We start from the raw sequence: 23788 nt of genomic DNA, 5'->3' as shown, positions 1-23788 counted from the left end.
TTTGAATATCAGTTTCAGATGTATTATTAACTAAACGTTTGCCGAGGTTTGCAAGTAAATTCAGACATCAGGCCGACAAAGAGGACACTATTGGAAGAGTATTTTGGAAATGAACTTGTAAAGAAGTTCGAGGAAATGATGGAAAACAATGAGGAATTCTACTTTGATACAGAAGAGTTGGAAGACATTATTGTTTATTATTTGGAGCTGGGTGATTTTAATTACGCTGACATGGCCGTTAATTATGGACTCAAGCTTCATCCTAATTCGTTGGATATTAAGATCAAAAGACTTGAGATCCTTCTGGAGTGGGAAGAGTATAATACGGCGAAAGAACTTATTGATGAACTGAAAGGGGCTTCTATGGAGAACACAGACTTTTTGGTTTGTTACGCCAAGTATTATTCGAACTTAGGAAATCCCAGAAAATCCATTGAAATCTGCAAAAAAGCTTTGACATTAGAGGAAGAAGAAAACTTTCTCCACAACTTTATTGCGGATGAATATGTGAATCTCGGAGATCCTTTTAACGCTCTTAAACATTACAGAAAAGCACTGAAAGAAGATCCGGCAGATGAATATGCGCTGGAAAACTGTATGGTGTGCTTCAGTGACCTGAATAAGAGTGAGGAGGCAATAGCCTTTCTTAATGAATATTTAGATGATTTTCCTTATTCTGAAACCGCATGGTTTGAATATGGGCAATTCTATTTCAACAGAAAAAATTACGATGAAGCCATCAGAGGCTATGACTATCTGCTGGCCATCAACTCAAACTCTGTAGGAGTGTATGCCAATAAAGCAGCCTGCTATGAGGCCCTGGGACAATATCAAAAGGCAATCGAGACTTATGAGGAGATGCTTGAGCTGGAATATACAAAGGCATTTACTTTTTATAAGATCGGATTGTGCAACAAGGCATTAAAACAGCCTATACTTGCACTGAATGCATTTCAGAAATCGTTAAGAGAAGATCCTCAGTTTTATCTTGCGATGATGGAGCAGTCTTATCTTTATGAAGAAATGGGAGGAATGACTGAAGCATTACATTATGCCAAAGAAGCTACCCAGCTGAATGAAAATAACCTTGATTATCAGAAAAGATTAGCTTTTCTGTTCATAGATTCAGGGAAATTTGAAGAAAGTCTTTCCTGCCTGAAAAAGCTGGTAGATGCTGAGCCTACAAGGTTTTATAACTGGTATGCCTATTCAGAAGTTTTGATGTTGGTAGGAGAGTATGAAGAAGCAATAACGGTCTTGAATAAAGCTATAAAGAAACATCACAGAGCTGAGCTGTTTTATCAGCTGAGCAATTGCTTTTTCAATCTGAAAGATCAGGATAAAGGAATGGAAGCACTTCAGAAAGCCTTAGACCTTGATCCTTCTTTGGTGAAAGATATGCAGAAAAAATATCCTTTTATTAAAGATGAGGTGAAAAAGGTAAAAGCAAATAAAGTGAAGAAAAAGAATTAATCAGTCTAATAAAATAAGGAAAACCTGCAGTAATGCAGGTTTTTTTTATTGGTAGTTGTATTCATAAATAAATTTATCAGAAGCACTGCCCGTCGGGTTTCCGTTGGCATCGAGCGCCTGTCTGTCTTCTACAGATGGATAGCCGGCAGTATTGAATGTGGTTGTATACTTATGACTTGTGGTTCCGGTAGCAGTTCCGCCTCCGGCTGTTGTATTGGTAAATTCACCCTTATAGCTGCTTAAGCTGTTTTTTATATTCGAAAATAACATGCTTACACCATCACTTTCGTTTCCATTGAATATGATTTTATCAAAACCCTTTACATTTTTAAAAGGATAATTTTTGTCTGTGTACGTATAAGTCTCTTTTTCGGTATAGCTAACGGTATTTCCATTTACGGTTCCTGTTCCTGTTCCTATATTGCTTACCATATTTCCATTATTATAGGTAAATACACTGTTGATCGTAGAAGAACCGGCAGCTCCGGAATTCGTCTGTCTCTTTACATTGATTTCTGAATTGCTGGTGTAGGTATAGGTAAATGTGACCGTGTTTTGCACTGTCCCGATGGTAGAATATTCCTTGGTAACAGCTGTTGCCATACGTCCGTTATTGTAGGTATATTCAACTGTGCTTTCCAGAACATTATTTTCGTAGTTTTTAATACCGGTCACATAATCATCGGTATAGGTGAACTCAATCCTTTGTCCATGATTAATATTGTTGATCATGCTGATGATTTTGGTGCCGTTGTAATTGATTTTCATTACAATCCCATCCTTGGTCATCTTTGTAGGAAGGATCACATTTTGATTGGAAGGGTCGCTGTTGTCAAAAGGAGTATCATCAGAGCTGTAACATGAAAGGGTAAATAAGGCTATATAGCCACAAAGTAGAATTTTTTTCATAGTTATAAGTTAAATCATTCAAATATAATTTAATTTATAATATGATTTTACTTTTTGGGATTCGCTCTTAAAAATAAAAGTCCGCCAATAATAATAGCTGTCCCTACAAACTGTAAATAAGTCAGTTTTTCACCGTCTATAATCCCCCAGATAATCGCAACAATAGGCATTACCAGAGTTACGGTTGAAGCAAAAAGAGGGCTTGAAACTTTCAGCAGCCTGTAATTCATCATCATGGCAAGTCCGGTACCGAAAACGGATAAAAGGCTGACAAACATAAGACCAAGCAGGTTATCTTTTGAAAAGGTGAATTCTGAGAAGAACCCTGTACATGTCAATGCAATAACAGATGGGAAAAATAAAACAAAAGAGAAAACAAAAGCAGATAAAACAGTAGAGGAAACCTCCATGAGTTTTGATTTTACAGTAGTTGTACTCAAGGCATAACATAACGTTGCCAATAAGAGCAGTAGAATGGGGATCAGTTTAAATTCCCCACTGTCGCCTCCTCCAAATGCCAGGATACAAACACCTGTAAAGCTTATGAATGTCCCTATAATCTGTTTTTTGGTTGTTTCAAACCTCCATACCAATGCTCCTACAATAATCACAAAAATCGGCATCATAGAGTTGATGATTCCTGCAATGCTGCTGCTTACTTCAGTTTCGGCAATCGGAAACAGGAACATCGGAATAAAGTTTCCTGTAAAAGCAGCCAGAATTAACCACTTGATATGTTTTTTAGGAAACAGCTTATAATTTGAAATAGCAATCGGAAGCAGAATAATCCCGGCAATAAGAACTCTTAAGGATCCCACCTGAAAAGGATTGAAATGTTCCAGTGATTTTTTGATTAAAATAAAGGAAGATCCCCAAATGATGCTCAGGATAACCAGAAGAACCCACTTTTCTTTATCTGCGTTCATTATTTTCGTGTAAAATTTTTAGAAATTCTTTTTTAGGAATCATTTTTGCGCCCAAGCTCTCAAGGTGTTCTGTATGGGATTGGCAGTCAATTAACTCTAATATGTTTTTGTTGTTTTCTACAAAATGGATAAACCCTGCTTTGGAAGCGTTGCTCACCTTTGCGAACATGCTTTCTCCACAGAAAACACCGCCGATCTGCAGGCCATAAAAACCACCGACAAGCTCTTCATCCTGCCATACTTCAATGCTTTTTGCCAGTCCATACTCATGAAGCTGAATAAAAGAATCCATCAGTTCATCAGAAAGCCATGTTCCTGTTTGTCCTTTTCGTGCAGCTTGCTGGCAGTTTCTGATCACTTCCCTGAAATTCTGATTCTCAGAGAAAGTAAAAACATTTCGGTTCAATATCTTTCTCATTGATTTCGAAACCTTTAATTCTGCCGGAAAAAGAACAAATCTTGGATCCGGGCACCACCAAAGGATTTCTTCTCCTGGATTGTACCAGGGAAAAATACCTAACTGATAGGCAAACCAAATACGTTCTACGGAAAGGTCACCTCCAAAAGCAACCACTCCTTCGTGACCGTCATACAGCTCAGGGTCTGGAAATGAAATCTCGTTTTCGTCTAATCGGACCATTTTTAGAAAAAAAATCCCACTTCAAAAAGCAGGATTTATATTGATCTTTATTCTTTAATTAAAAAGGTAAATCATCATCATCGTCTCCGGCAAAAGGATTCTCATTAGAAACAGGAGAGGCAGATTGCTGAGGCATTGCCTGAGTAGGTTCTGAAGCATTATCAAATACTTTTTCTACTCTCCACCCTGTAATAGAGTTGAAATATTTCGTTTCACCCTGAGGAGAAACCCATTCTCTACCTCTGATGTTGATTCCTACTTTTACGTTTTCTCCTTCTTTAAGGTTATCTAATAAACTGATTTTATCAGATAAAAATTCTATGTTTATCGGCTGTGGATACTGTTCCTGGGTCAAAATAACCATTTCTCTTTTTTGAAACCCGCTCGCAAATGTTTGAGCATCAAAAAGTTTCTTTACCGTTCCTTGTAATTCCATATCGTAAATATTAACGATGTAAAAGTAAGAAAATGAAATGTAATAAAAGGTGCCGTGAAAAAAAAATGTATAAATTTTAATTTTTTTCTCTGAAAAGTTTGGTACTAAAGGAAATTGTCCTATATTTGCACTCACAAAAACGAAGCAAGCTCTTTAAAACTTACAATATAAAAACCAGCGGATGTGGTGTAATTGGTAGCCACGCCAGACTTAGGATCTGGTGCCGTGAGGCGTGGGGGTTCGAGTCCCTTCATCCGCACTATGCGAAAATAGCTCAGCTGGTAGAGCACAACCTTGCCAAGGTTGGGGTCGCGGGTTCGAATCCCGTTTTTCGCTCCACACCATGCCCTGGTGGTGGAACTGGTAGACACGCAGGACTTAAAATCCTGTGCCTCTTTTGGCGTGCGGGTTCAAGTCCCGCCTGGGGTACAAGACCCTCTGTACGATCATACGGAGGGTTTTTTGTTTTTATAGAGAGAGTTCTTTAAAAAAAAACTTATATTTGTAAGAAATATAGCTGATGCTGCACAGGTAATCGGTAAAAACCAGCGGATGTGGTGTAATTGGTAGCCACGCCAGACTTAGGATCTGGTGCCGTGAGGCGTGGGGGTTCGAGTCCCTTCATCCGCACTATGCGAAAAGACTCCTGGAGTCACAGAGAAGATTGGAACTCTTGGTTCGAATCTTTTTTTTCGCCCACACCATGCCCTGGTGGTGGAACTGGTAGACACGCAGGACTTAAAATCCTGTGTCCGCAAGGACGTACGGGTTCAAGTCCCGTCTGGGGTACAAAGCCCTCTGTAAGATATTACAGAGGGCTTTTTTGTTTTTTAATGATCGTATTTCTCATTGATTTTATATTGAATTCATTATAATTTTAAAATATTCTACCAAAAAATAGAAACCATAGAATGTCTTTTGGTACATTTGCTTCAGAAAAAACAAAACCATGAAATTATTCAATACTGTTGTAGTCGTTAGCATGATAGCTGCTTCTAACCTATTATTCTCACAAGTATCCAGCGAAAACAAAGCCAGGGAAATTATTGAAAAAGCTATTCAGGCAGAAGGTGGAAAAAAACTTCTGAGCAGTATAAAAACGCTTTATACCAAATCTGAAACGGTGATGGACGGGCGGAATGTGAATTGGATTACAAAGGAAATGGTGCCCAATAAAGGAAGTTTTGAAATTGAATATCAGGGAAGGATTGTTTACAGATCGTGGTTTGATGGTAAAACAGGTTATGAATTGGTAAACGGGGAAAGAAAGGTGGCTGACCAGGCTGAATTTAAAGATAAGGCTGACAGAAAGTACATCATGAATGAACTTGCTTATACAGATCCCAAGTTATATAAGATTGAACTTATTGAAGAAAATTCCGAAAAGATGTATTATAAAATAAAGGCCACTTATGTAACCGGAAAAGTGACTTATCTGTACTATGATGTAAAATCATTTTTTCTGAGTAAAGAGGAAACAGTGGAAAATGGTGAAAAGAATGCTTTTTCAACAGTTTTACAGAGTGATTATAAAAAATTCGGGGAACTTTGGTATGCTACTAAATCGACTTTTATTTCTGAAAGCGGAAATCAGGAAGTTCGACTTGTAGATTTGTACTATAATAAAAATATTGAGGAAAAAGATTTTAAATAAATCTTTTAGCTCTAAAATCTCACTTAATAACACCTCTAAGTAATCATTTACTTAGAGGATTTTTATTTCTGACCTGGTTAATGACGGATTTCTCATGATTTACTTTCCAGTTTTTCCAGTCTTTCAAAAATGCCTGTGAAAATATTTTTCTCAGCAGTTGAAACATATCCTACGATCTTATAATATTCCTGGTTGTTTTTGTTTATAGACTGATGGTCAGTTGCATACTGAAGGTTTTTGTTGGTGTACATCAGCAAATTGTTAATAGGTTCCGTTTTCAGATCTGTTTTATTCAGAAATAAAATATCACCATATTGATAGTGTGGGAGCGGATGTTTTTCAGCAGTAAATTCATAAACGAGATCAACAGATGCTAATATTTTTTGCAAAACTGCTGAATTGGGATTATTTTCTTCAGTTTTTACCTGTGCTTCTTTGCTGTTTTGAATGGCCAGCTCAGGAAAAAGCATCAATTGATCAATATCAGAAACACTTACCAGTTGATTTACCTGAATGGTTTCAGTCAGTAATTTGTCAAGATTAAGGTTAAAATGATTCGCAACCTTTAATATGGTTTCAATCTTAGGTTCGGCACGGCCTTCCTCATAAGAGCTTATGACTCCTCTGTTTAAATCAAATAAATCAGCAAAAGCCTTTTGGCTTAGTCCTTTCACCTGTCTTATTTTCTTAATATTAGTTCCGAAGAAGCTCATTTTTGTCTAATCTTTTTTGCAAAGATAGAGAATCTGAAATAAATAATTGCTAATAATATTTGCATTTTGAAAATTTTATTTTATATTTGTGTAGAGAAAATAAAACACTAAACCAGCCATTATGAGAAATCAAATATTCAGAACGGTCAAAGAGTGGTTGTTAGATTATGAGTTTAACATCACGCTGGAAGATGAAACTCAGAGAATCTTAATCATTGAAAAAGAATCCAACGGGATAAAAAACATGATCCTGATCATTTCAGACTCTATTCTGATCATGGAGCAGTTTCTTTTTGAAATCAAAAATCCATCCGAAAAAATATTTCTGAGACTGCTTCAGAAAAACAGAGACATTGTTCACGGGGCATTTGTACTGGACGGAACCGGAAGACGGGTGATTTTCAGAGATACGCTTCCAACTGATAATATGGCACAAAACGAAGTGATGGCTTCCATCAATTCTTTAGGGATCCTTGTGGGGGAATTTACAACAGAAATGCTGGAAATGAGTAAGTAATTCACAAAAGATATTTAAAATGAACATTTTCAAAAGATTGTTAACAATAGGAAAAGCGGAGATCCATTCTGTGATCGAAAGCTTTGAAGACCCAATCAATTTAACGGAAGAGGGTATCCGTGAAATGAAAGAACAGCTGGCAAAAAGCATAGAAGCGCTTGCTCAGTTAAAAGCTCTTGCTATTCGGAAAAAGAATGAAGCAGAAACAGAAGAGCAAACGGCTAAAGATTATTATAATAAGGCTGTTGTCATTGTGCAGAAAGCTGAAAAAGGAGAAGTGGAAGCTGCAGAAGCAGACCGCCTTGCCAAAGAAGCCCTGAAAAAACAGACTGCTTCCCTGGAAAATGCAAAAACTCTTCAGAAAGAACATGAAAAGCAATACGATGAATGCGAAAAGATGCAGGGAAGTATCAATCATCTGAAGTCCAGTATCGCCAAATGGGAAAATGAGCTGAAAACCCTGAGGGCAAGAGTTCAGGTAAGTGAAGCCACGAAAGATATCAATCAGAAGATGACTCAGATGGATACCGGAAGTACAGTAAGCATGCTGGAAAAACTGAAAGATCGGGTGGTACAGCAGGAGGCCCTTGCAGAAGCCTATTCTGATATTTCGAAGTCAGCAAAAAGTATTGATGAGGAAATAGATGCCATGGTAAACAATAACGATACAAAAGCTGAAGAAGCTTTAAACAGATTAAAAGAAACACTAAAAAAAGGCTAAAATGACCTTTCAGGAATTTTTAAATGTAGCATTTTCTCCGGTGAATACAGTGCTGACGGTCCTGCTTGGGCTATCAGTGATCTATTGGCTCTTTACCATTCTTACAGGGCTGGATATCGATGTAGGCATTCATTCTGATCTTGATGCAGATGCAGATATAGATGTTCCGGACGGCCATCTTCACACGCCTGATCATGATCCTTCGGCATGGATGCACTTCCTGAAATTTTTGAATCTGGATATCGTTCCGGTGACGTACTTTCTTACGCTTTCACTGCTGATCACATGGCTGGGCTCATTTTATCTGAATTATTTTATACCACTACCAACATGGGCCGGAATACTGATTTTATTCCCGCTAATGATAGGAGGAATGCTGTTAACCAAAATCATTCTTAAACCCCTGAATCCCTTTTTTAAAGAGATCAATCATAAAGGAGAATTATCGTATGCTTTTTTAGGAAGAGAGGGCCGTTTGAAATCAAGCATTCAGGATGATAAAATAGGAATGATGGAAGTCTTTATCGGAAGTGATCCTATGACTCTGATGGTGAGAAGTCAGGACGGTAGCAGGCTGGAATACGGAAGCCGCGTCATGATTGTAGATGAAGAACCTGAAAAAAGGATTTACTACGTAAAGCGGTCAATGAGATATTAAAATAAAAACTAATAACCATGATAACTATTTTTTTGATCCTGTTAGCCTATATCCTGGATATCGTCTGCCAATTTTTATAAACAAAAACACAATCTATATATAACTATAAACTTATAAAACTATGAACTTACCTTTAATTGCTGGAATAATTGTTGCCGTAGTAGCAACAGTCGGACTGATTTTCTGGATTTTATCGATGTATAAAAAGACCGTTCAGGGAATCGTTATTTTAAGAACTGGTTATGGAGGTACAAAAGTCTTCTTTAATGCGGGTATTGTCATTCCCATCATCCATCGTATGGAGTCTATGGATATCTCCGTAAAAAAGCTGGAGATTTCAAGAGAGGGAAGAGCAGGATTAATCTGTAAAGACAATATGAGAGCAGATATTCAGGTGGCGTTTTTTATCCGTGTCAACAAATCAGTAGATGATATCGTGAATGTAGGTCAAACCATTGGTTGTCAGCGTGCTTCAGATGCCCAGACATTAAGAGAACTGTTCGAAGCAAAATTTTCAGAAGCCCTTAAAACAGTAGGAAAGAAATTTGATTTCACCGAATTATACGAAGCAAGAAGCGAATTCCGTCAGGAAATCCTTGATATTATAGGGACAGACCTTAATGGGTATGTTCTGGATGACTGTGCGATAGACTATCTTGAGCAGACTTCCATTGATAAATTAGATAAAGACAATATCCTTGATTCTGAAGGGATTAAAAAAATTACAGAGCTTACAGCCACTCAGAATATTAAGGCTAATCAGGTTCGCCGTGATGAAGAAAAAACCATTACAAAACAGAACGTAGAAGCCCGCGAAGCTATTCTTGAGCTTGAAAAACAGCTGGCAGAAAAAGAAGAATCTCAAAAAAGAGAAGTAGCCAATATCAAAGCCCGTGAAAATGCAGAAATTCTGAAAGTAGAAGAAGAAGAGCGTCTGAGATATGAAACCGTTCGGATTGCAACAGAAGAAAAACTGCAGATAGCTGAAGAAAACAAGCTTCGCCAGGTTGTTATTGCTGCTAAAAATAAAGAACGTGCAGATCTGGTAGAAACAGAAAGAGTACTAAAAGATAAAGCGCTTGAAGCTACGGAAAGAGAAAGAATTGTCTCTCTTGCCCAAATTGAAAAAGAAAAAGCCATAGAACTTGAGAAGAAAAGCATTCAGGATGCGATCCGTGAGCGTCTGACCATGGAGAAGACCGTTGTGGAAGAGCAGCAGGGAATCAAAGACCTGGAAGCCTTCAAAACAGCAGAAAGAAACAAGCAGGTAGAAATTACCGTTGCCACTCAGGAAGCTGAGAAAAAACTGATTGAAGAAACAAGAGCCGCAGAATCCCGCAGATTGGCTGCCGAGAAAGATGCCCAGAAATACGTCATTGAAGCACAGGCAAAAAGAGATGCTGCCGAAAAAGAAGCAGAAGCCCGAAAAATCATCGCGGATGCAAAAGCCAAAGAAGAGGCTACCGTAGGATTATCTGAAGCTCAGGTAATGCATGCAAAAGCAGATGCTGCAGAAAGACAGGGAATTGTAGAAGCCGTGGTGATTGAGAAAAAAGCAGATGCCTCCAAGAAAGAAGGAATTGCGCAGGCAGAAGTGATCAAAGAAAAAGCATTGGCAGAAGCCGCAGGAATTACAGAGAAGGCAGAAGCCATGAAGAAACTGAACGATGCCGGAAAAGAACACGAAGAATTCCGTCTTCAGCTTGCTAAAGAAAAAGATGTGGAGCTGGCTCAGATTGCAATTCAGAAAGATATTGCAGAAGCACAGTCTATGGTACTGGCAGAAGCCTTCAAATCTGCAAAAATTGATATTGTAGGAGGTGACAATACTTTCTTCGACAACGTTATCAGGCAGGTTTCTGCAGGAAAAGGGCTTGACAAATTCATCAGCCACAGCGAAAACGCACAGATTGTAAAAGAAAATCTTCTGGGCGATGGAGAAAATATCATCGGAAAAGTGATGGGAATGGTAGACAAATACAAAATTTCCTCAGACGATATCAAAAATATGAGTATAGCTTCCCTGATCTTTAAACTGAACAGTGTTGCCACTCAACAGGAAAAAGGAATTCTGGAAAGAGCGCTTGATATGGCTAAACACCTCGGTGTGGAAAATAAACCGGTGAACAATAACCACGTTTAATACAAAAGTCTTTTAGATGCTTTAAGAGACTTTAAGCCTCAAACCTTATAGGTTTTCAAAACCTATAAGGTTTAGATTAAAAAATTTTCAAAGTACCAAAGTTATACAAAGACCTGCAGACCTGCAGCAGTCATGACAACCTAAATAAAAATGATGTCAGAACAACTTAATTCCGGAACTTACGAAATTATTCAGAACCGTTTAAATGAGCAGAAGAATGACCTGATTCAGAGACTTCAGCAGCTTAACGAAAGCCGTAAAAATATATTTGGCGGAGTAGATTTTTCGCTTGTAGCCAATGAAAGAATTTCTACGGATCACAGCTGTATTGCCAAAGATATCTATTCACTGGGTGACCACCTGATATTCGGATCAAATGCACACCTTGGACTTCAGACGGAAATCCATATTTCGGATGTTTTCTCAATATATACAATTAATAATGACCGGTTTGAACCTCAGGATTACACCCTGATCAATGATGAGGTTTTCATTGACGAATTCAAAAATCTTTACAAATATTACAGAAATACTTTCTTTGCCAGATTTGCTTTCACAGAAAACTACCTTTATATGGTTTTCCAGCTGTCAGAAAGTACTACAGATATCAAAGCTTTTAAATGGCTGATCAAAGATAATCAACTGATCTATGTAGATTCAAGAAGTGCCTCCGAGACCTCATACCCTCAGCAGCATGGTTTTGCATGGACAAAGGCAACGAGAGATATGCAGAGATCCGGGAAACATCCTCATATTTCTCTTGCAGATAAAGTCTTTGTAGAAAGCATTGGTGGCGATATCACCATCAAGGTAGAAGACAATACAGATACTGGGAAAGGAATTTATTCTGAAGACGTGATTCATAAAGACCAGAATCTGGACGATGCCGAGATTCATTTCTGTGATCTGGATAATCTTGTTCTGTTTAAAATAAAACCCTATCAGGAAACAGAACGTTATTTCATTTATAATCACAAAGAAAAAACAGTTTCCAGAGCAGATGCGCTTAAATATTCGGGACTTCTGCTTCCGGAAAACCAGGGTGTACTATTTTCAAACGGTTATGCTCTTCAGACAGGAGGACTAAAGGTAATTTCCCAGGATCAGAACAGGCTTTACTATCTGAAAACGGTTATAGAGCCCAACGGTGAAAATTTTTTATACGTTTTTTATGATGATAAAACCAATAATTATCAGCTGATCTCCTATAATATTATCACCCAGACCATTGAAACACCCATCCGATGCAGTGGCTTTACTTTTCTTGATGATGGAAAACTGATTTATCTTCGGGAAAGTACAGAAACCACAAAGAATCACCTTGCACAGATCTGGCAGACTCCTTTTTCTAAAGAATTGCTGCCAAATACTGAAAAGGCAGACAGCTTAATTTATAAAATCGGAAACAAGGATATCGTAAGAGTGATGGCGGAAAGCCAGGAACTGATCACCCTTCTGAACAAAAAAGATTCTTACAGCGGTCTTTATAATGATATTGTAAAGCTTTCTACATTTATTCTGGATACCTATTATTTCCTTGGTGAAGATGAGGTCCAGAAGCTGGACGTTCCATTGAAGGAGATCAGAGCCATTGCTCATTCTGCCATCAATGAATACGAAAAAGTAGTAGAACAGAGGAAAAATACAGAAGAAGCTTTAGAAAAAATAAAACAGGCCTGTGAGAAAATTCTGGATGATACCAGAAGACTTCACTATTCTCAGCTTACAGAATACATTGATGCCCTTTCTCATATCAGAGTATTAAGAGGAGAAGTTACAGGAGCAAGGGAACTCAAATATGCAGACACAGTTCTGCTGGATACACTGGAAAAATCGCTTGCAGACCGCTATACAGAACTGTCAAATGCCTGTGTGGAATTTCTGCTTCAGGAAGGAGCATTATTGCCATATGAAGAAAGAGCGCAGCAGATATCAGCAGACATTATTGAGCTGCAGAAAGCCATAGACGCTAAAACAATAGAAGAAAATATCAATACCCTTTCCGGGAAGCTGGAATTATTGGTGGATATTGTCAACAATCTTAAAATAGAAGATACTTCCCAGTCTACTCAGATCATTGAAAACATCTCAGTGATTTTTGCCAGGCTGAATCAGGAAAGGCTTGAGCTCAGCAAAAGAAAAAGAGAAATTTCAGGAAAAGAGCTTGCTTCGGATTTTCAGGCCCAGATTACTTTATTTGATCAGTCTGTAATCAACTTTCTTGAACTTTCACAAACCCCGGAAAAATGTGATGAATATCTGACCAAGCTTTCCATCCAGCTGGAAGAAATGGAGACGAAATTTATTGATTTTGAAGAATTTATAGGGCAGATTGGAAGCAAAAGAGAAGAAGTTTACGGACATTTTCAGAATAAAAGAGTACAGCTTACCGAAGCAAGAAATAAAAGGACTCAGAATCTCTTTGATGCAGCACAGAGAATTCTGAAATCCGTACAGACCAAAGCAGAATCCTTTGATTCTGAAAATGAGATCAATGGCTATTTTGCAGCAGATCTTATGGTAGAGAAAGTGAGAGACCTATCCAGACAGCTTGCAGAATGGGAAGATTCAGCAAAGTCGGAAGAGATTCAGACATTGTTAAAGACTCAGCAGCAGGAAGCAGTAAGAAAACTGAAAGATAAAAAAGAGATCTATGCGGACGGGCAAAGTATTATTGCGTTAGGAGACTATAAATTTGCCGTCAATCAGCAGAAACTGGATCTTACGCTGGTGCTGAGAAATGCCCAATACTACTATCACCTTACCGGAACAGGCTTTTATGAGCCTCTGAATTTCACTGCAGATGAATTCAAAGATGTATGGAATCAGGAATTTGTTTCAGAAAACAACAAGGTAAAAAGATTTGAATATCTTGCCTGGAACGTATTTTCCGCTCATCAGGAAATAACCTCGGAAGCAGAGAATGAAAAGGCTGTACAGGATTTTACCTCACAGCATTTTGGGGAAGGACTGGTAAAAGGGGTCCATGATAAAGATGCCGAAAAAATTGTTCTCAAACTGCAGCAGATACACAATGAGCTGGGACTGATGAGGTTTACAGCACAGGAAAGAGCACTTGCCCAGCTTTTCTGGTTTTTCCTTGGAACCGAAAGAAAGGAATATTATACCAAACAGTTTGCGGCTGCATCTATTATTGCCCAATCATTCATTGTAAAACAGGAATTTGAACATCTGAGCAAAGAGCTTTCAGAAGAAATGAAATCATTTGCATCGGCCCATGGTATTTTTAAAGAAACAGATTGTATCAATGCTGCCATCTACCTGAAAAAAGAGGACAAAGAAAATTTCCTGATCTCAGAAAAAGCAGCCATTCTGTATGAACTGTTCATGAAAGAACTCAAAGAAAAAGGCAAAGACCTGGAGTTTATGGCTCAGTTACAGGCTATGTATCAATATCCTTCGGCATGTTATTATATTGCTGAAGGCGCATTACAGGCATTTGACTCTAATGCTGATCAAAATACGGTACAGGAAGCAGCAGGATTTTTGATCACCCAGAAGTTTGATCCGAAAAATATCAAACACATTGCTTGTGAAGTAGCGCTAAAAGAGCTAAAGTCTCTGGAAAAAGATACAGAATATCATGTGAACTATTTTGAATTTGTATCCCGGCTGAACTATTTTAATACCGTTACCGTTCCCCAATATAAACGTCTGCAGGAACTGAAATACAGTTGGGTAGATGAAAAGAAAAAAGCACTAAAACTGGATACCTTTAAACCTCAGATATTAAGCTCATTTGTAAGAAATAAACTGATCAATGATGTTTATTTTCCTCTCATCGGAGCGAACCTTGCCAAGCAGTTGGGAACAGCGGGTGCCGACAAAAGAACAGACAGGATGGGAATGCTCCTTCTGGTATCTCCTCCTGGATACGGAAAAACAACCCTGATGGAATATATGGCAGAACGTATGGGATTGGTATTTATGAAAATCAACGGTCCGTCTTTAGGATATGATATTGTGTCAACGGACCCTTCCGAAGCCAAAAATGCAGGTGCGAGACAGGAGCTTGAAAAACTGAATCTTGCGCTGGAAATGGGAGATAATGTTATGCTTTATCTTGATGATATTCAGCACTGTAATCCTGAGTTTTTACAGAAATTTATCTCTCTTGCTGACGGACAGCGAAAAATCGAAGGAATCTACAATGGAGAAAGTAAAACTTATGATCTTCGGTCCAAAAGATTCTGCCTTGTCATGGCTGGAAACCCTTATACGGAGAGTGGAGAAAAGTTTAAAATCCCGGACATGTTAGCCAACCGTTCAGACACCTACAATTTGGGAGAAATATCCGGCTCGAAAACAGACCTTTTTGACCTGAGCCTTATTGAAAATGCCCTGATGTCTAACGAGTATCTCACCAGATTAACAAATCCGGGAATGGAAAACCTTTATGAGCTCTATGATTGTGTGATTACAGATAATCCTGCCGATAACCTGAAAGGAAACTTTAGTTCCAGTGAAATATCAGATTTCAGAGCAGTAATGAAAAACACGATCATGGTGAGAAATATGGTGTTGAAGGTGAACAAAGAATATATTGCATCCGCAGCCATGTCAGACGATTACAGAAGTGAACCGCCATTCAAGCTGCAGGGATCTTACCGTAATATGAATAAACTGATTGCACAGATACAGCCGATCCTGAAAGACAGCGAAGTTACTCAGATTGTCCTGAATCACTATCAGAACGAATCCCAGACGCTGACAACAGGGGCAGAATCTAATATGCTGAAACTAAAAGAGCTGATAGGAATTCTTTCGGTAGAAGAAACAGAGCGATGGAATGAAATAAAGAAAACCTTTGTTAAAAATAAAACTTTAAAAGGATTGGGTGAGAATGATAGAATGTCACAGATTGTAGCACTGCTTGCCCAGTTTGGTGACGGATTGGAAGGAATCAAGGAAGCCCTTAAAAAAGCTGAACAATAACCATGAAACTTTAAATAGTAGCAGACAGGCTGTTTCAAAATAGAAGCAGCCTGTTTTTTTATATGCGTTTTTCTCACGTTTTTAAAAGTGAGCATTGATTGTAAATGAATCACACTTAATCCACAATAGATAAAGGTAATGAAGTAAAAAATCTGTACCCATAATATTGTATAGTTCTGTATCTGTATCCAGGATCAAATACTCCATAATTTTGTTTAGCTAAAGAAGAAAATATGGAAACAATCATTCAACATCAGAAACCGTTTCAATATGCTGAAGCTTATATATCAGACATGTTGATGCTGAAAAATATTTTTCTGGAAACGCAGAATCTGAAATTAGCAGATCCAAGTTTCGGACTTCCTTTTCTTTTGGCTAAAGAAGGAAAGGATGCTATTGCTTTTGCCAGCCTTATCGTGAATGAAAAAGATGAAATTTCTTTCAAAATCTATGATAAAAACAGGATGACAGAGGGAGAAAAGAGAAATTTCTTTTCCCGTGCCGAAAGATATTTAAAAAATAATAATACCGCCAATTTCAAAGATCCGAAACAATTAAAAAGCAGCATCAGCAGTATGATCAACTGGCTGAATCCTGAATAAATACGGGATAAAATTGTACATTTACGTAAAACCCAGATTCTATGTCTAAAGATGTTCTGTACCTTAAAATAGCCAATTCTGTCACAGAGCAGATCAAAAGTGAAACCCTGCAGTTTGGAGACCGGTTGCCTTCATTGAGAAGCGCCCAGAAGTTATATAATGTAAGTCTGAATACCATAAAACAGGCGTATATGGAACTGGAAAGTCGCTCTCTGGTAGAATCCCGTCCAAAATATGGATATTATGTAAGCCAGACTTCCCAACGAAAACTGGCGCTGCCTTCCGTAGCTCAGATGAAAGGTTCAGAAAAAAAGAATACCCCGCAGGATCTTATTGATAAAGTATTTGGAGTGATTGGAGGAACAGATATCACACAGTTTGGATTGGGAGTTCCAGGTAAAAGTCTTCTTCCGGTTGCCAAAATGAAAAAATGCATGATTGATGTGATCAAAAGAAAAGGTGACAGCGGAACAAACTATGAACCCGTACAGGGGAGTGAAGTGCTTCGCCGGGAAATTGCCAAATGGTCTATTGTAATGGAAGGCAAAATCACGGAAGATGATCTGGTGATTACCTCGGGAGCAATGAATGCGGTTTACAACTGTTTGATGGCTGTTACAAAGCCTGGGGATTTGGTAGCGGTAGAAAGTCCTGTTTATTTCGGAATCCTTCAGGCCATTCAGTTATTGGGACTCAAGGCAGTAGAAATTCCTACTCATCCTATTACAGGAGTAGATTTGGATGAGTTAAAGAAAGTGCTTCCAAAGCTTTCCGCGTGTTGTTTTGTGGTCAATTATAATAATCCGTTAGGGTTTCAGATGCCTGATGAAAACAAAAAAGAGCTGGTAAAAATGCTTACGGAATATAATGTTCCTCTCGTTGAAGATGATGTGTATGGAAATATTTACTTCGGAGCAGGGAGGCCCAAGCCCTGTAAGTTTTATGATGAAGCGGGAATTGTGATGTGGACCGGCTCAGTTTCGAAAACACTGGCTCCGGGCTTTAGAGTGGGATGGGTGGCTCCGGGAAAATTTAAAGAAAAGATTATCCGTCAGAAAATCGTTCAGACTGTTTCCGGGCCGTCTTTATTTTCAGAGGTCATTGCAGATTTCCTTGCCCATGGGCGGTATGATCATCACCTGAGAATGTTCAGAAAAAAACTGTATGCCAACTATCTTCAGATCCAAAAATCGGTGATTGATTACTTTCCTGATAATACAAAAATCTCGGAGCCCAAAGGAGGGTTTATGCTCTGGCTGGAGCTGGATAAAAGGATCTGTACAGAAGATCTTTATGATATTGCGGTAAGCCAGAAAGTAAATTTTGCTCCCGGAAGAATGTTTTCACAATATAACCAATATCAGAACTGTATGCGTCTGAACTACGCTCTGGAATGGACAGACAGAGTGGAAAGTGACCTGGAAAAGCTGGGGAAAATGATAAAAAACAGAATTTAATAAACCTTATAGTGATGAATGATATTAAGAATGTAGTAAAAATTGTAGCCTATGACCCTCAGTTTAAAGAAGCCTTCAAAGCTTTGAATGAAGAATGGATCAAAACATTTTTTGTAATGGAAGCAGGTGATTATAAACTGCTGGATCATCCCGAAGAAGAAATTTTAGATAAAGGAGGACACATTGTTTTTGCTTTGCTGGACGGGGAAGCAGTAGGAACCTGTGCATTGGTAAAAACAGAAGATCGTCCTCTTACTTTTGAACTCTCAAAAATGGCAGTAAGTCCTAAAGCTCAGGGAAAAAAATTAGGCTATCTGCTGGGAAATGCCTTAGTGGAAAAAGCAAGAGAATTACATGCAGAAAAAGTCTTTTTAGTGACCAATTCTATCCTGGTTCCGGCGATTAAGCTTTATGAAAAATTAGGGTTTATTCATACTCCTATCGGTAAAGCCGAGTATGACCGTGCAGATGTTCGGATGGAGTTGATTTTCAGTAAATAAGAAAAAATATTAGAACTCGGATAGAAATATCCTTGTTCTAATATCAAAATTTAAATCTAATTGCTTTACTGTTTTATTTCTTAATAAAAGTCTTGGTCAGTGATTTTTTGCTTCCATTGATTTTAATGTAATATACACCTGCCGGAAGATTTCCCATATTGATTTTTTCATCGTAAAAACCTCTTGAAGACTGTAAATGTGATGTTGAAACAACCGCTCCTTTACTGTCAATGATTTCTGCTTTAATTTCCTTATCCTCAGATTGATACCGGATTCCTATGAATGTTGAAACAGGATTCGGATAGATTTTAAAGTCATCAGCGATTACCTTGGTCTCTTTTGCGGCCAATATCTCTTTGGAACATGCCGGAATTCTATTAACTCCATCGATTCCCCATGAAGATTTTACCGGAATACAAAGCCAGTTCAATACCGTAGGGAAATGATCTGTTTCTCTTGTTGTTGAGGTATAATCGTACACCTTAAAATTATTCACTGTACCCGCATTATAAGTAGGAGAACCCGTCACAGTCATATGATTGGCGTTTGGACCAGAGTCTGCCAATGTATTTCCTGAAGTTCCATTACATTTCCAATCGGCTAATAATTGAGAATAATAAGGATGCGAAGGCGTAATGTCCTGATTGGCCCAGTTTACGATGACATCGTTCGGAAGAACAGATTTCCAGATTCTTACATCTTTATAAGAAGCCGCCAGATTAATGCCGTAAGCATTCGTTCCGTCCTGGTTTAAAGTTAAAGGAAGCCCGGAATCAATATTTCCAATCGTTCCCATTTTAGCAAAGGTTACAGGAACACCATCTTCATATAATGTTACAAGACCATCTCTGTCAAAACTTGCAGCAATATGTTTCCACTTATTCGTTTCCACTTTTCCGCCCACAAGGTCAATTCTGTTGGTTCCATCTCCAATATTCATCTTAAAGGTCTGCCCTGAATAGCCTGAGAACACAAACCCTTTATTTTTTCCGTTCGCCCAGTTTTTATTACTGATCATCACCGGATCACTGGAATAAGCTGTGTTAGGTTTTACCCAAAATTCAATGGTGAAATCCTGATTGGCCCCGAAATTAAAAGCAGACTGGTTTGTTGGTTTTGCGTATGTTCCTGCCGGAAAGGTCAGCTGATTAAAGGTTATATTGGATTCCAGAACGGTTTTACTGATCTGCTGAGGAGTAAATCCCGGATTGGAATACACGGTAAAAATATTTCTTTCAGTAAGATTTCCGCCTCCATGAGAGCTTTCAATTGCACCATGATCTGTTGTTAACACAACCAGCCAGTCTTCGTTGCTGTAAGAAGGCCTGTTTTTCATCGCAGCAACAATCTCTCCGATATAAGTATCCGTTGTCTTGATAGAAGAAACGTACTGAGGAACTGTTGACGCAAACCCATAAGAATGTCCTGCATGATCTACATCGTCAAAATCTACGAAGAGAATATCTGGGTTGTCATTCTGTAAAGCCGTTACCGCTGCATTTTTTACTGCAAGGTCCGTTGCCAGATTGGTTTTTACATCTGCGGTTTGGATGATTTTATCGTTAATAGGCGACCAATGAGCCAGAGAAATGGTTCTTAAATTAGGATTAAAGGTCTCTGCTCTGGTTAAAAAATCAGGATAGTTGACGAAGTTCGGGCTGGTAAAGTTATTGTCCTGAACATTGTGTTTGGTATGCCATACTCCGGTAAGCATAGTGCTCCATCCGTTTCCGCTCCAGGTAGTGGCAGCACAAAGCCCATCGGTAGAGTAGATTGACTGACTGATAAGGTTTTGAATGTTGGGAGTAGGAGTAGACATCATCACATCTGCACGGCATCCGTCAATACCGATAAAAAGTACTTTTTTGGTCTGAGCTCCAAGGAAACAGCTCATGACAACAGACATTGAGAATAGTTTTGTTTTCATAAGGAAAAAGAGTTTTTTAAATATAGAATGTTTACAAATAGTAATTTATTTTCAACTATTGTAAAATTAATTTACTATTTGTAAACATTCGTGAACTGAAAGTTAATTAATTGATAATTAAAAAGTTCACAGAAAGAAGCTTATAGATTAACCACAAAAGTCAAAAAGAAAAATGACTTTATTTATTTTAAGTTATATGCTTTACGAATATAAAGTTCAAAAAAGTTTGCCGGAAGTTTAGGCTATAACAAATATCAAATGATCCGTACGATATTCCCCTCCTCCGGAGGGGTGTCGAAAATTCAAAGAATTTTTGACGGGGTGGTAAAAAAACACAAACATTTCCAATAGAAAAACCATGAAAATATTTGTGTCAGGAAGTATTTAAAAATATGTTGAAAAAGAAGTTGCTAAAGAATTCCCGCTGCCTCAGAAATCGTATTCAGAATATAATCAGGAGATGCTTTTTCAAGCTCTTTTTTACCTTGTGCTCCGGAAAGAACCGCTACTGTCAGTCCGCAGCCTGCATTTTTACCTTCTTCAATATCAATCACAGAATCACCCGCTTTTAAAACTTTACTGGCTTCCGTAATATTGAATTTCTTCATGGCAAGATGGATCATCTCTGGGCTTGGGCGGCTTTCTGAAACATCATCCGCAGTAATCAAAGCATCAAAATGAATGTTTTCCTTCCAGTTCAGTTTGTTCAAAAGCTGATGAGCGATTTCTGAGGTATACCCTGTATTTAAGACGATCTTCTTGTTTTGAGACTTCATGTTAAGCAGGAAATCTTCCGTTCCGTTGATGGGCTTTACATCCAGATTTTGATAAGATTCTTTCAGCTGATCAGAAAAATTCTCAAAAATAGCAGGAGCATCCTCCACATTTCCATTGATTTCCTTTAAAAGACTTGTGATGGCTTCCAGTTTTTCCATCCCGGCACAGCTGGATAATACTTTTTCCAGACTTACCATATAGCCATAATCATTTACGGCATTGGTAAGTGTTTTGTAAACTACATTGTCTTCATCAATTGTTGTTCCGGCCATATCCAGAACGAGTAATTCTATATTTTTCATTTCAATGTTATGCGTAAATTTTTTCAATATTAAACTTAGAGAAGCCGCCGCTTCCCGTCATTCCTTTTCCTCCGATACCCGTTACAATATGAATATTGGAAGATGGACTGTGCTCAAAAATATCTTTTGTTTTGCATTGGGAGTAGATGCCGAACCATCTTCTTTGTATCTCATATGTAGGAAGATCAATGATTTTTTTTGCTTCATGAATCATGAATTCATCAATCTCCATATTAAGATCATAGCCAAGATCATCCGCATTTTTAGCGTCTGCATATTCATGAGAGTCTCCTATTATGACAGAACCGTCAAGAGCCTGCTTGAATAAAATATGAACTCCGTATTTCTTCTCAAATGAGTTAGGGTCTTCTAAAGCCTTAATTTCCTGGAAAGAAGGACACTCGCTGAATGATTCGTATCTTCTCACGGAAAGCCCGGTAAGAATATTTCCCTGAAGCGAATAGATTCCCTGCGGTTTGGTCTGCAGCATCTGAAGTTTGCTTACTTCCAGATCGCTGTCATTGAATACTTTAGGGTATAAGGTTTTGAACTCATGTCCGCCACAGATTATGATTTTAGAGGCATTGAATGCTGTTCCGTCTGCAGCTACTGCAATACATTTCTGATCATCTTCAAGGGTTTCAAGAACTGTGGTGTTATAAAAAATATGTAATCCCATTTTCTCCTGAAGCAGCCTATGAAGTTTTACAATCATATCTGCCGAATCTACTGAAAGTTCCTGCGGAAAAAATAGTCCCCCTTTACAATAGTCAGAGCGAAGTCCGTCAAATTTCTTAATGCAGTCGCTTTTGGATAATAAAACAGATTCATAATCATTATTTCTGTTGATTTCATAAAGTTCTTCAATCAGCTGGAGCTCTTCATCATTTGAAGCGATATATACAGATCCGTTTTGTCTGATGGTAAGATCTGCCTGATCATGAAGTTCATTATAGATGGCAAGGCTTTCTCTTCCGAAATTCTGCCATTTAAGATCCATGCCGGAAGGTACTACCTGTCCGAAATTTCTTACGGTGGCACCCTGAGGAAAAGAATTTCTTTCCAGTAAAGCTACTTTAAGATTTTTCTTCAGCGCATGATAAGCGTGGAATGTTCCTAAAATTCCACCTCCTACAACGATTAAATCAAATTTTGTTGTCATTGTACTATAGTTTATAAAATTTTCGACGTATCGAAATTGATGAATTGATTAGAGTTAGATTTGGGTTTTGACTTTTTTCTGAATGCCAGAAATGCAATCACCGAAAGAACGAAAACCGTAACGGTGATGATATAATTTAAATTGATATAGAAATTTAACCAAGAAGTCTGAGCTGAACCGAAGTTTTTATACAGCAGGATCAAGACACTTCCAAGGTACCCGAAGGAATCTACAATATAGATCAGGAAACCTACATTTCCCTTGATTTCAAATGCGGCAATCATCCGGTCAAAATAAATTCCATTGAAAGGAATATAGCAAATGTACATTCCGAAGCCTGAAACCGTCATCCATAAAAAAGGCGACAGAGAACCCTGCTGAAACAGATAGGTGGAAATTCCTACCGTAAGAATTCCCGCAAAAAGGATGTAATGATAATAGGCAAATGCCTTTTTATTGTTTTTGACTTTTACCATAAAACTTAAAATCACCAGAACCATTACGGCGATAGGAATTTCTGTTAAGGTGAAAACAGAACTGTCAAAAGTAAAATGCAGTCCGTCCCAGATCTCACGGTTGAAATTATCTCTGAAATCCCTTAGAACCGTTAAGCTGATATATAAAAAGATGATACATACGATCGGAACAAAAAATTGTTGGATCAGGGCTTTTCTTTCTTTACCATTCAATGGTTGTCTCTTGTTTTTAAGCAAAATATCTTCGTTTGAAGGTTGGGGAATTCTTTCAAGAAGCAGCCCGAAAAGGATCAGTGGAATTATGAAAATAAGTCCGGCTGAAAAAGGCATCCAGAATTCTGTAACCGAGAAAGTATCCATCAGAAATTTTCCTACAGATTTTGTAAAACCTGAAGAAATCACAAAGCTTGAACATAAAAAAAGTCCGATGATTTCTGTGGTTTTTCGTCCTTCAATATAGGAGAAAACAATTCCCCAGACCATTCCCAGCGGAATACCGTTGATGAACATAAATATAATATTGTAAGGAGCGGGAACAGCTGCAAATCCTAACAACGCAAGTTCTGCAATGGCAATGAAAACAAACAGATAAGTGAGTCTTTTCTGAGGTTTCAGCTCTGAGATAAATTTGATCCCAATGAATTTTGAGATAAAATATCCTACAGCCTGGGCAATGATAATAAGAATCTTATAATCAACCCCGAAATAAGAAAGCCCCTCGAAAGAGGCTACGGTAAAAGGTTTCCTGAAACCGTACATGCAGAAGTAAACACCAAAAGCAGCAAAGGCAGCTTTCAGTGTTACTAATGTTTTTTTACTGATGGTTTTGGCCATGGTAA

19 protein-coding genes and 5 tRNA genes are annotated in these 23788 nt (G+C 38.1%); 15 read left to right on the top strand and 9 right to left on the bottom strand.

The genetic code is table 11. The features are described from left to right. The first annotated feature begins 90 nt into the window (after positions 1 to 90). A complete protein-coding gene (locus tag AC3FI7_RS16020) occupies positions 91 to 1473 on the top strand; it encodes a tetratricopeptide repeat protein (RefSeq protein ID WP_142723620.1) in 1383 nt (460 codons plus the stop codon). A 45-nt stretch (positions 1474 to 1518) separates the two neighbouring features. Here AC3FI7_RS16020 and AC3FI7_RS16015 read toward each other — a convergent pair whose 3' ends face one another. From AC3FI7_RS16015 to AC3FI7_RS16000, 4 genes are read right to left on the bottom strand one after another with little or no spacing between them, the layout of a single operon-like run. Next, positions 1519 to 2382, bottom strand: coding sequence for a hypothetical protein (locus tag AC3FI7_RS16015; RefSeq protein WP_491460493.1), 864 nt, complete (start codon positions 2380 to 2382; stop codon positions 1519 to 1521). A gap of 47 nt (positions 2383 to 2429) precedes the next feature. Then, the gene (locus tag AC3FI7_RS16010; RefSeq protein ID WP_491460492.1) at positions 2430 to 3308 is read right to left on the bottom strand and encodes a DMT family transporter; all 879 of its coding nucleotides are present in this window, start codon (positions 3306 to 3308) and stop codon (positions 2430 to 2432) included. Further along, the gene (aat, locus tag AC3FI7_RS16005; RefSeq protein ID WP_142723623.1) at positions 3295 to 3948 is read right to left on the bottom strand and encodes a leucyl/phenylalanyl-tRNA--protein transferase; all 654 of its coding nucleotides are present in this window, start codon (positions 3946 to 3948) and stop codon (positions 3295 to 3297) included. Before aat ends, AC3FI7_RS16010 begins: the two co-directional genes overlap by 14 nt. A 58-nt stretch (positions 3949 to 4006) precedes the next feature. After that, on the bottom strand, positions 4007 to 4384 hold the full coding sequence (locus AC3FI7_RS16000) for a DUF3127 domain-containing protein (RefSeq protein WP_041461994.1): 378 nt from the start codon (positions 4382 to 4384) through the stop codon (positions 4007 to 4009). Positions 4385 to 4561: 177 nt separating this feature from the next. On the opposite strand from AC3FI7_RS16000, the gene AC3FI7_RS15995 reads away from it, so the two are divergent. The 6 genes from AC3FI7_RS15995 to AC3FI7_RS15970 all read left to right on the top strand — a co-directional run bounded on the left by AC3FI7_RS15995 (position 4562) and on the right by AC3FI7_RS15970 (position 6038). Beyond that, positions 4562 to 4643: transfer RNA gene (locus AC3FI7_RS15995), tRNA-Leu, on the top strand. Positions 4644 to 4647: 4 nt separating this feature from the next. Beyond that, positions 4648 to 4723: transfer RNA gene (locus AC3FI7_RS15990), tRNA-Gly, on the top strand. 6 nt (positions 4724 to 4729) lie between these two features. Continuing rightward, positions 4730 to 4813: transfer RNA gene (locus AC3FI7_RS15985), tRNA-Leu, on the top strand. Between the two features lie 119 nt (positions 4814 to 4932). Beyond that, positions 4933 to 5014: transfer RNA gene (locus AC3FI7_RS15980), tRNA-Leu, on the top strand. Between the two features lie 75 nt (positions 5015 to 5089). Continuing rightward, positions 5090 to 5173: transfer RNA gene (locus tag AC3FI7_RS15975), tRNA-Leu, on the top strand. Positions 5174 to 5333: 160 nt separating this feature from the next. Beyond that, positions 5334 to 6038: a hypothetical protein gene (locus AC3FI7_RS15970; protein WP_343660627.1), complete on the top strand. Its 705-nt coding sequence runs from the start codon at positions 5334 to 5336 to the stop codon at positions 6036 to 6038. 92 nt (positions 6039 to 6130) lie between these two features. On the opposite strand, the gene AC3FI7_RS15965 is transcribed toward AC3FI7_RS15970, so the two are convergent. Continuing rightward, complete coding sequence (locus AC3FI7_RS15965; RefSeq protein ID WP_491460491.1) at positions 6131 to 6751, bottom strand: helix-turn-helix domain-containing protein; 621 nt, start codon at positions 6749 to 6751, stop codon at positions 6131 to 6133. Between the two features lie 121 nt (positions 6752 to 6872). Between AC3FI7_RS15965 and AC3FI7_RS15960 the strand changes: the two genes are divergently transcribed. The 8 genes from AC3FI7_RS15960 (at position 6873) to AC3FI7_RS15925 (ending at position 18305) form a co-directional block, all read left to right on the top strand. Then, the gene (locus AC3FI7_RS15960) at positions 6873 to 7268 is read left to right on the top strand and encodes a type III secretion system chaperone family protein (RefSeq protein ID WP_142723626.1); all 396 of its coding nucleotides are present in this window, start codon (positions 6873 to 6875) and stop codon (positions 7266 to 7268) included. A 19-nt stretch (positions 7269 to 7287) separates the two neighbouring features. Then, complete coding sequence (locus tag AC3FI7_RS15955) at positions 7288 to 7989, top strand: PspA/IM30 family protein (RefSeq protein ID WP_491460490.1); 702 nt, start codon at positions 7288 to 7290, stop codon at positions 7987 to 7989. 1 nt (position 7990) lies between these two features. Then, the gene (locus AC3FI7_RS15950) at positions 7991 to 8647 is read left to right on the top strand and encodes a hypothetical protein (protein WP_491460489.1); all 657 of its coding nucleotides are present in this window, start codon (positions 7991 to 7993) and stop codon (positions 8645 to 8647) included. 121 nt (positions 8648 to 8768) lie between these two features. Further along, on the top strand, positions 8769 to 10790 hold the full coding sequence (locus tag AC3FI7_RS15945; protein WP_142723629.1) for an SPFH domain-containing protein: 2022 nt from the start codon (positions 8769 to 8771) through the stop codon (positions 10788 to 10790). A gap of 153 nt (positions 10791 to 10943) precedes the next feature. Continuing rightward, positions 10944 to 15746 carry a DNA repair ATPase gene (locus AC3FI7_RS15940; protein WP_491460488.1) on the top strand — a complete coding sequence of 1601 codons (4803 nt, stop codon included), beginning with the start codon at positions 10944 to 10946 and terminating at the stop codon, positions 15744 to 15746. Between the two features lie 233 nt (positions 15747 to 15979). Then, positions 15980 to 16348, top strand: coding sequence for a hypothetical protein (locus AC3FI7_RS15935; protein ID WP_291900523.1), 369 nt, complete (start codon positions 15980 to 15982; stop codon positions 16346 to 16348). Positions 16349 to 16389: 41 nt separating this feature from the next. Then, a complete protein-coding gene (locus AC3FI7_RS15930) occupies positions 16390 to 17805 on the top strand; it encodes an aminotransferase-like domain-containing protein (protein ID WP_142723632.1) in 1416 nt (471 codons plus the stop codon). 14 nt (positions 17806 to 17819) lie between these two features. Next, positions 17820 to 18305, top strand: a complete 486-nt coding sequence (locus tag AC3FI7_RS15925) for a GNAT family N-acetyltransferase (RefSeq protein WP_491460487.1) — start codon at positions 17820 to 17822, stop codon at positions 18303 to 18305. Between the two features lie 73 nt (positions 18306 to 18378). Here AC3FI7_RS15925 and AC3FI7_RS15920 read toward each other — a convergent pair whose 3' ends face one another. The 4 genes from AC3FI7_RS15920 to AC3FI7_RS15905 all read right to left on the bottom strand — a co-directional run bounded on the left by AC3FI7_RS15920 (position 18379) and on the right by AC3FI7_RS15905 (position 23783). After that, positions 18379 to 20232, bottom strand: coding sequence for an alkaline phosphatase family protein (locus tag AC3FI7_RS15920; protein WP_491460486.1), 1854 nt, complete (start codon positions 20230 to 20232; stop codon positions 18379 to 18381). Positions 20233 to 20642: 410 nt separating this feature from the next. After that, positions 20643 to 21311 (bottom strand): HAD-IA family hydrolase, encoded by a 669-nt coding sequence (locus AC3FI7_RS15915; RefSeq protein WP_491460485.1) that lies wholly within the window; start codon positions 21309 to 21311, stop codon positions 20643 to 20645. A 7-nt stretch (positions 21312 to 21318) separates the two neighbouring features. Continuing rightward, a complete protein-coding gene (locus AC3FI7_RS15910) occupies positions 21319 to 22473 on the bottom strand; it encodes a TIGR03364 family FAD-dependent oxidoreductase (RefSeq protein ID WP_491460484.1) in 1155 nt (384 codons plus the stop codon). A gap of 11 nt (positions 22474 to 22484) precedes the next feature. After that, positions 22485 to 23783, bottom strand: coding sequence for a DUF5690 family protein (locus tag AC3FI7_RS15905; protein WP_491460483.1), 1299 nt, complete (start codon positions 23781 to 23783; stop codon positions 22485 to 22487). Between the last annotated feature and the right edge of the window lie 5 nt (positions 23784 to 23788).

This window comes from Chryseobacterium sp. TQ-BC-N36 (assembly GCF_058382295.1).
This window is presented reverse-complemented; position numbering and strand designations above follow the sequence as displayed.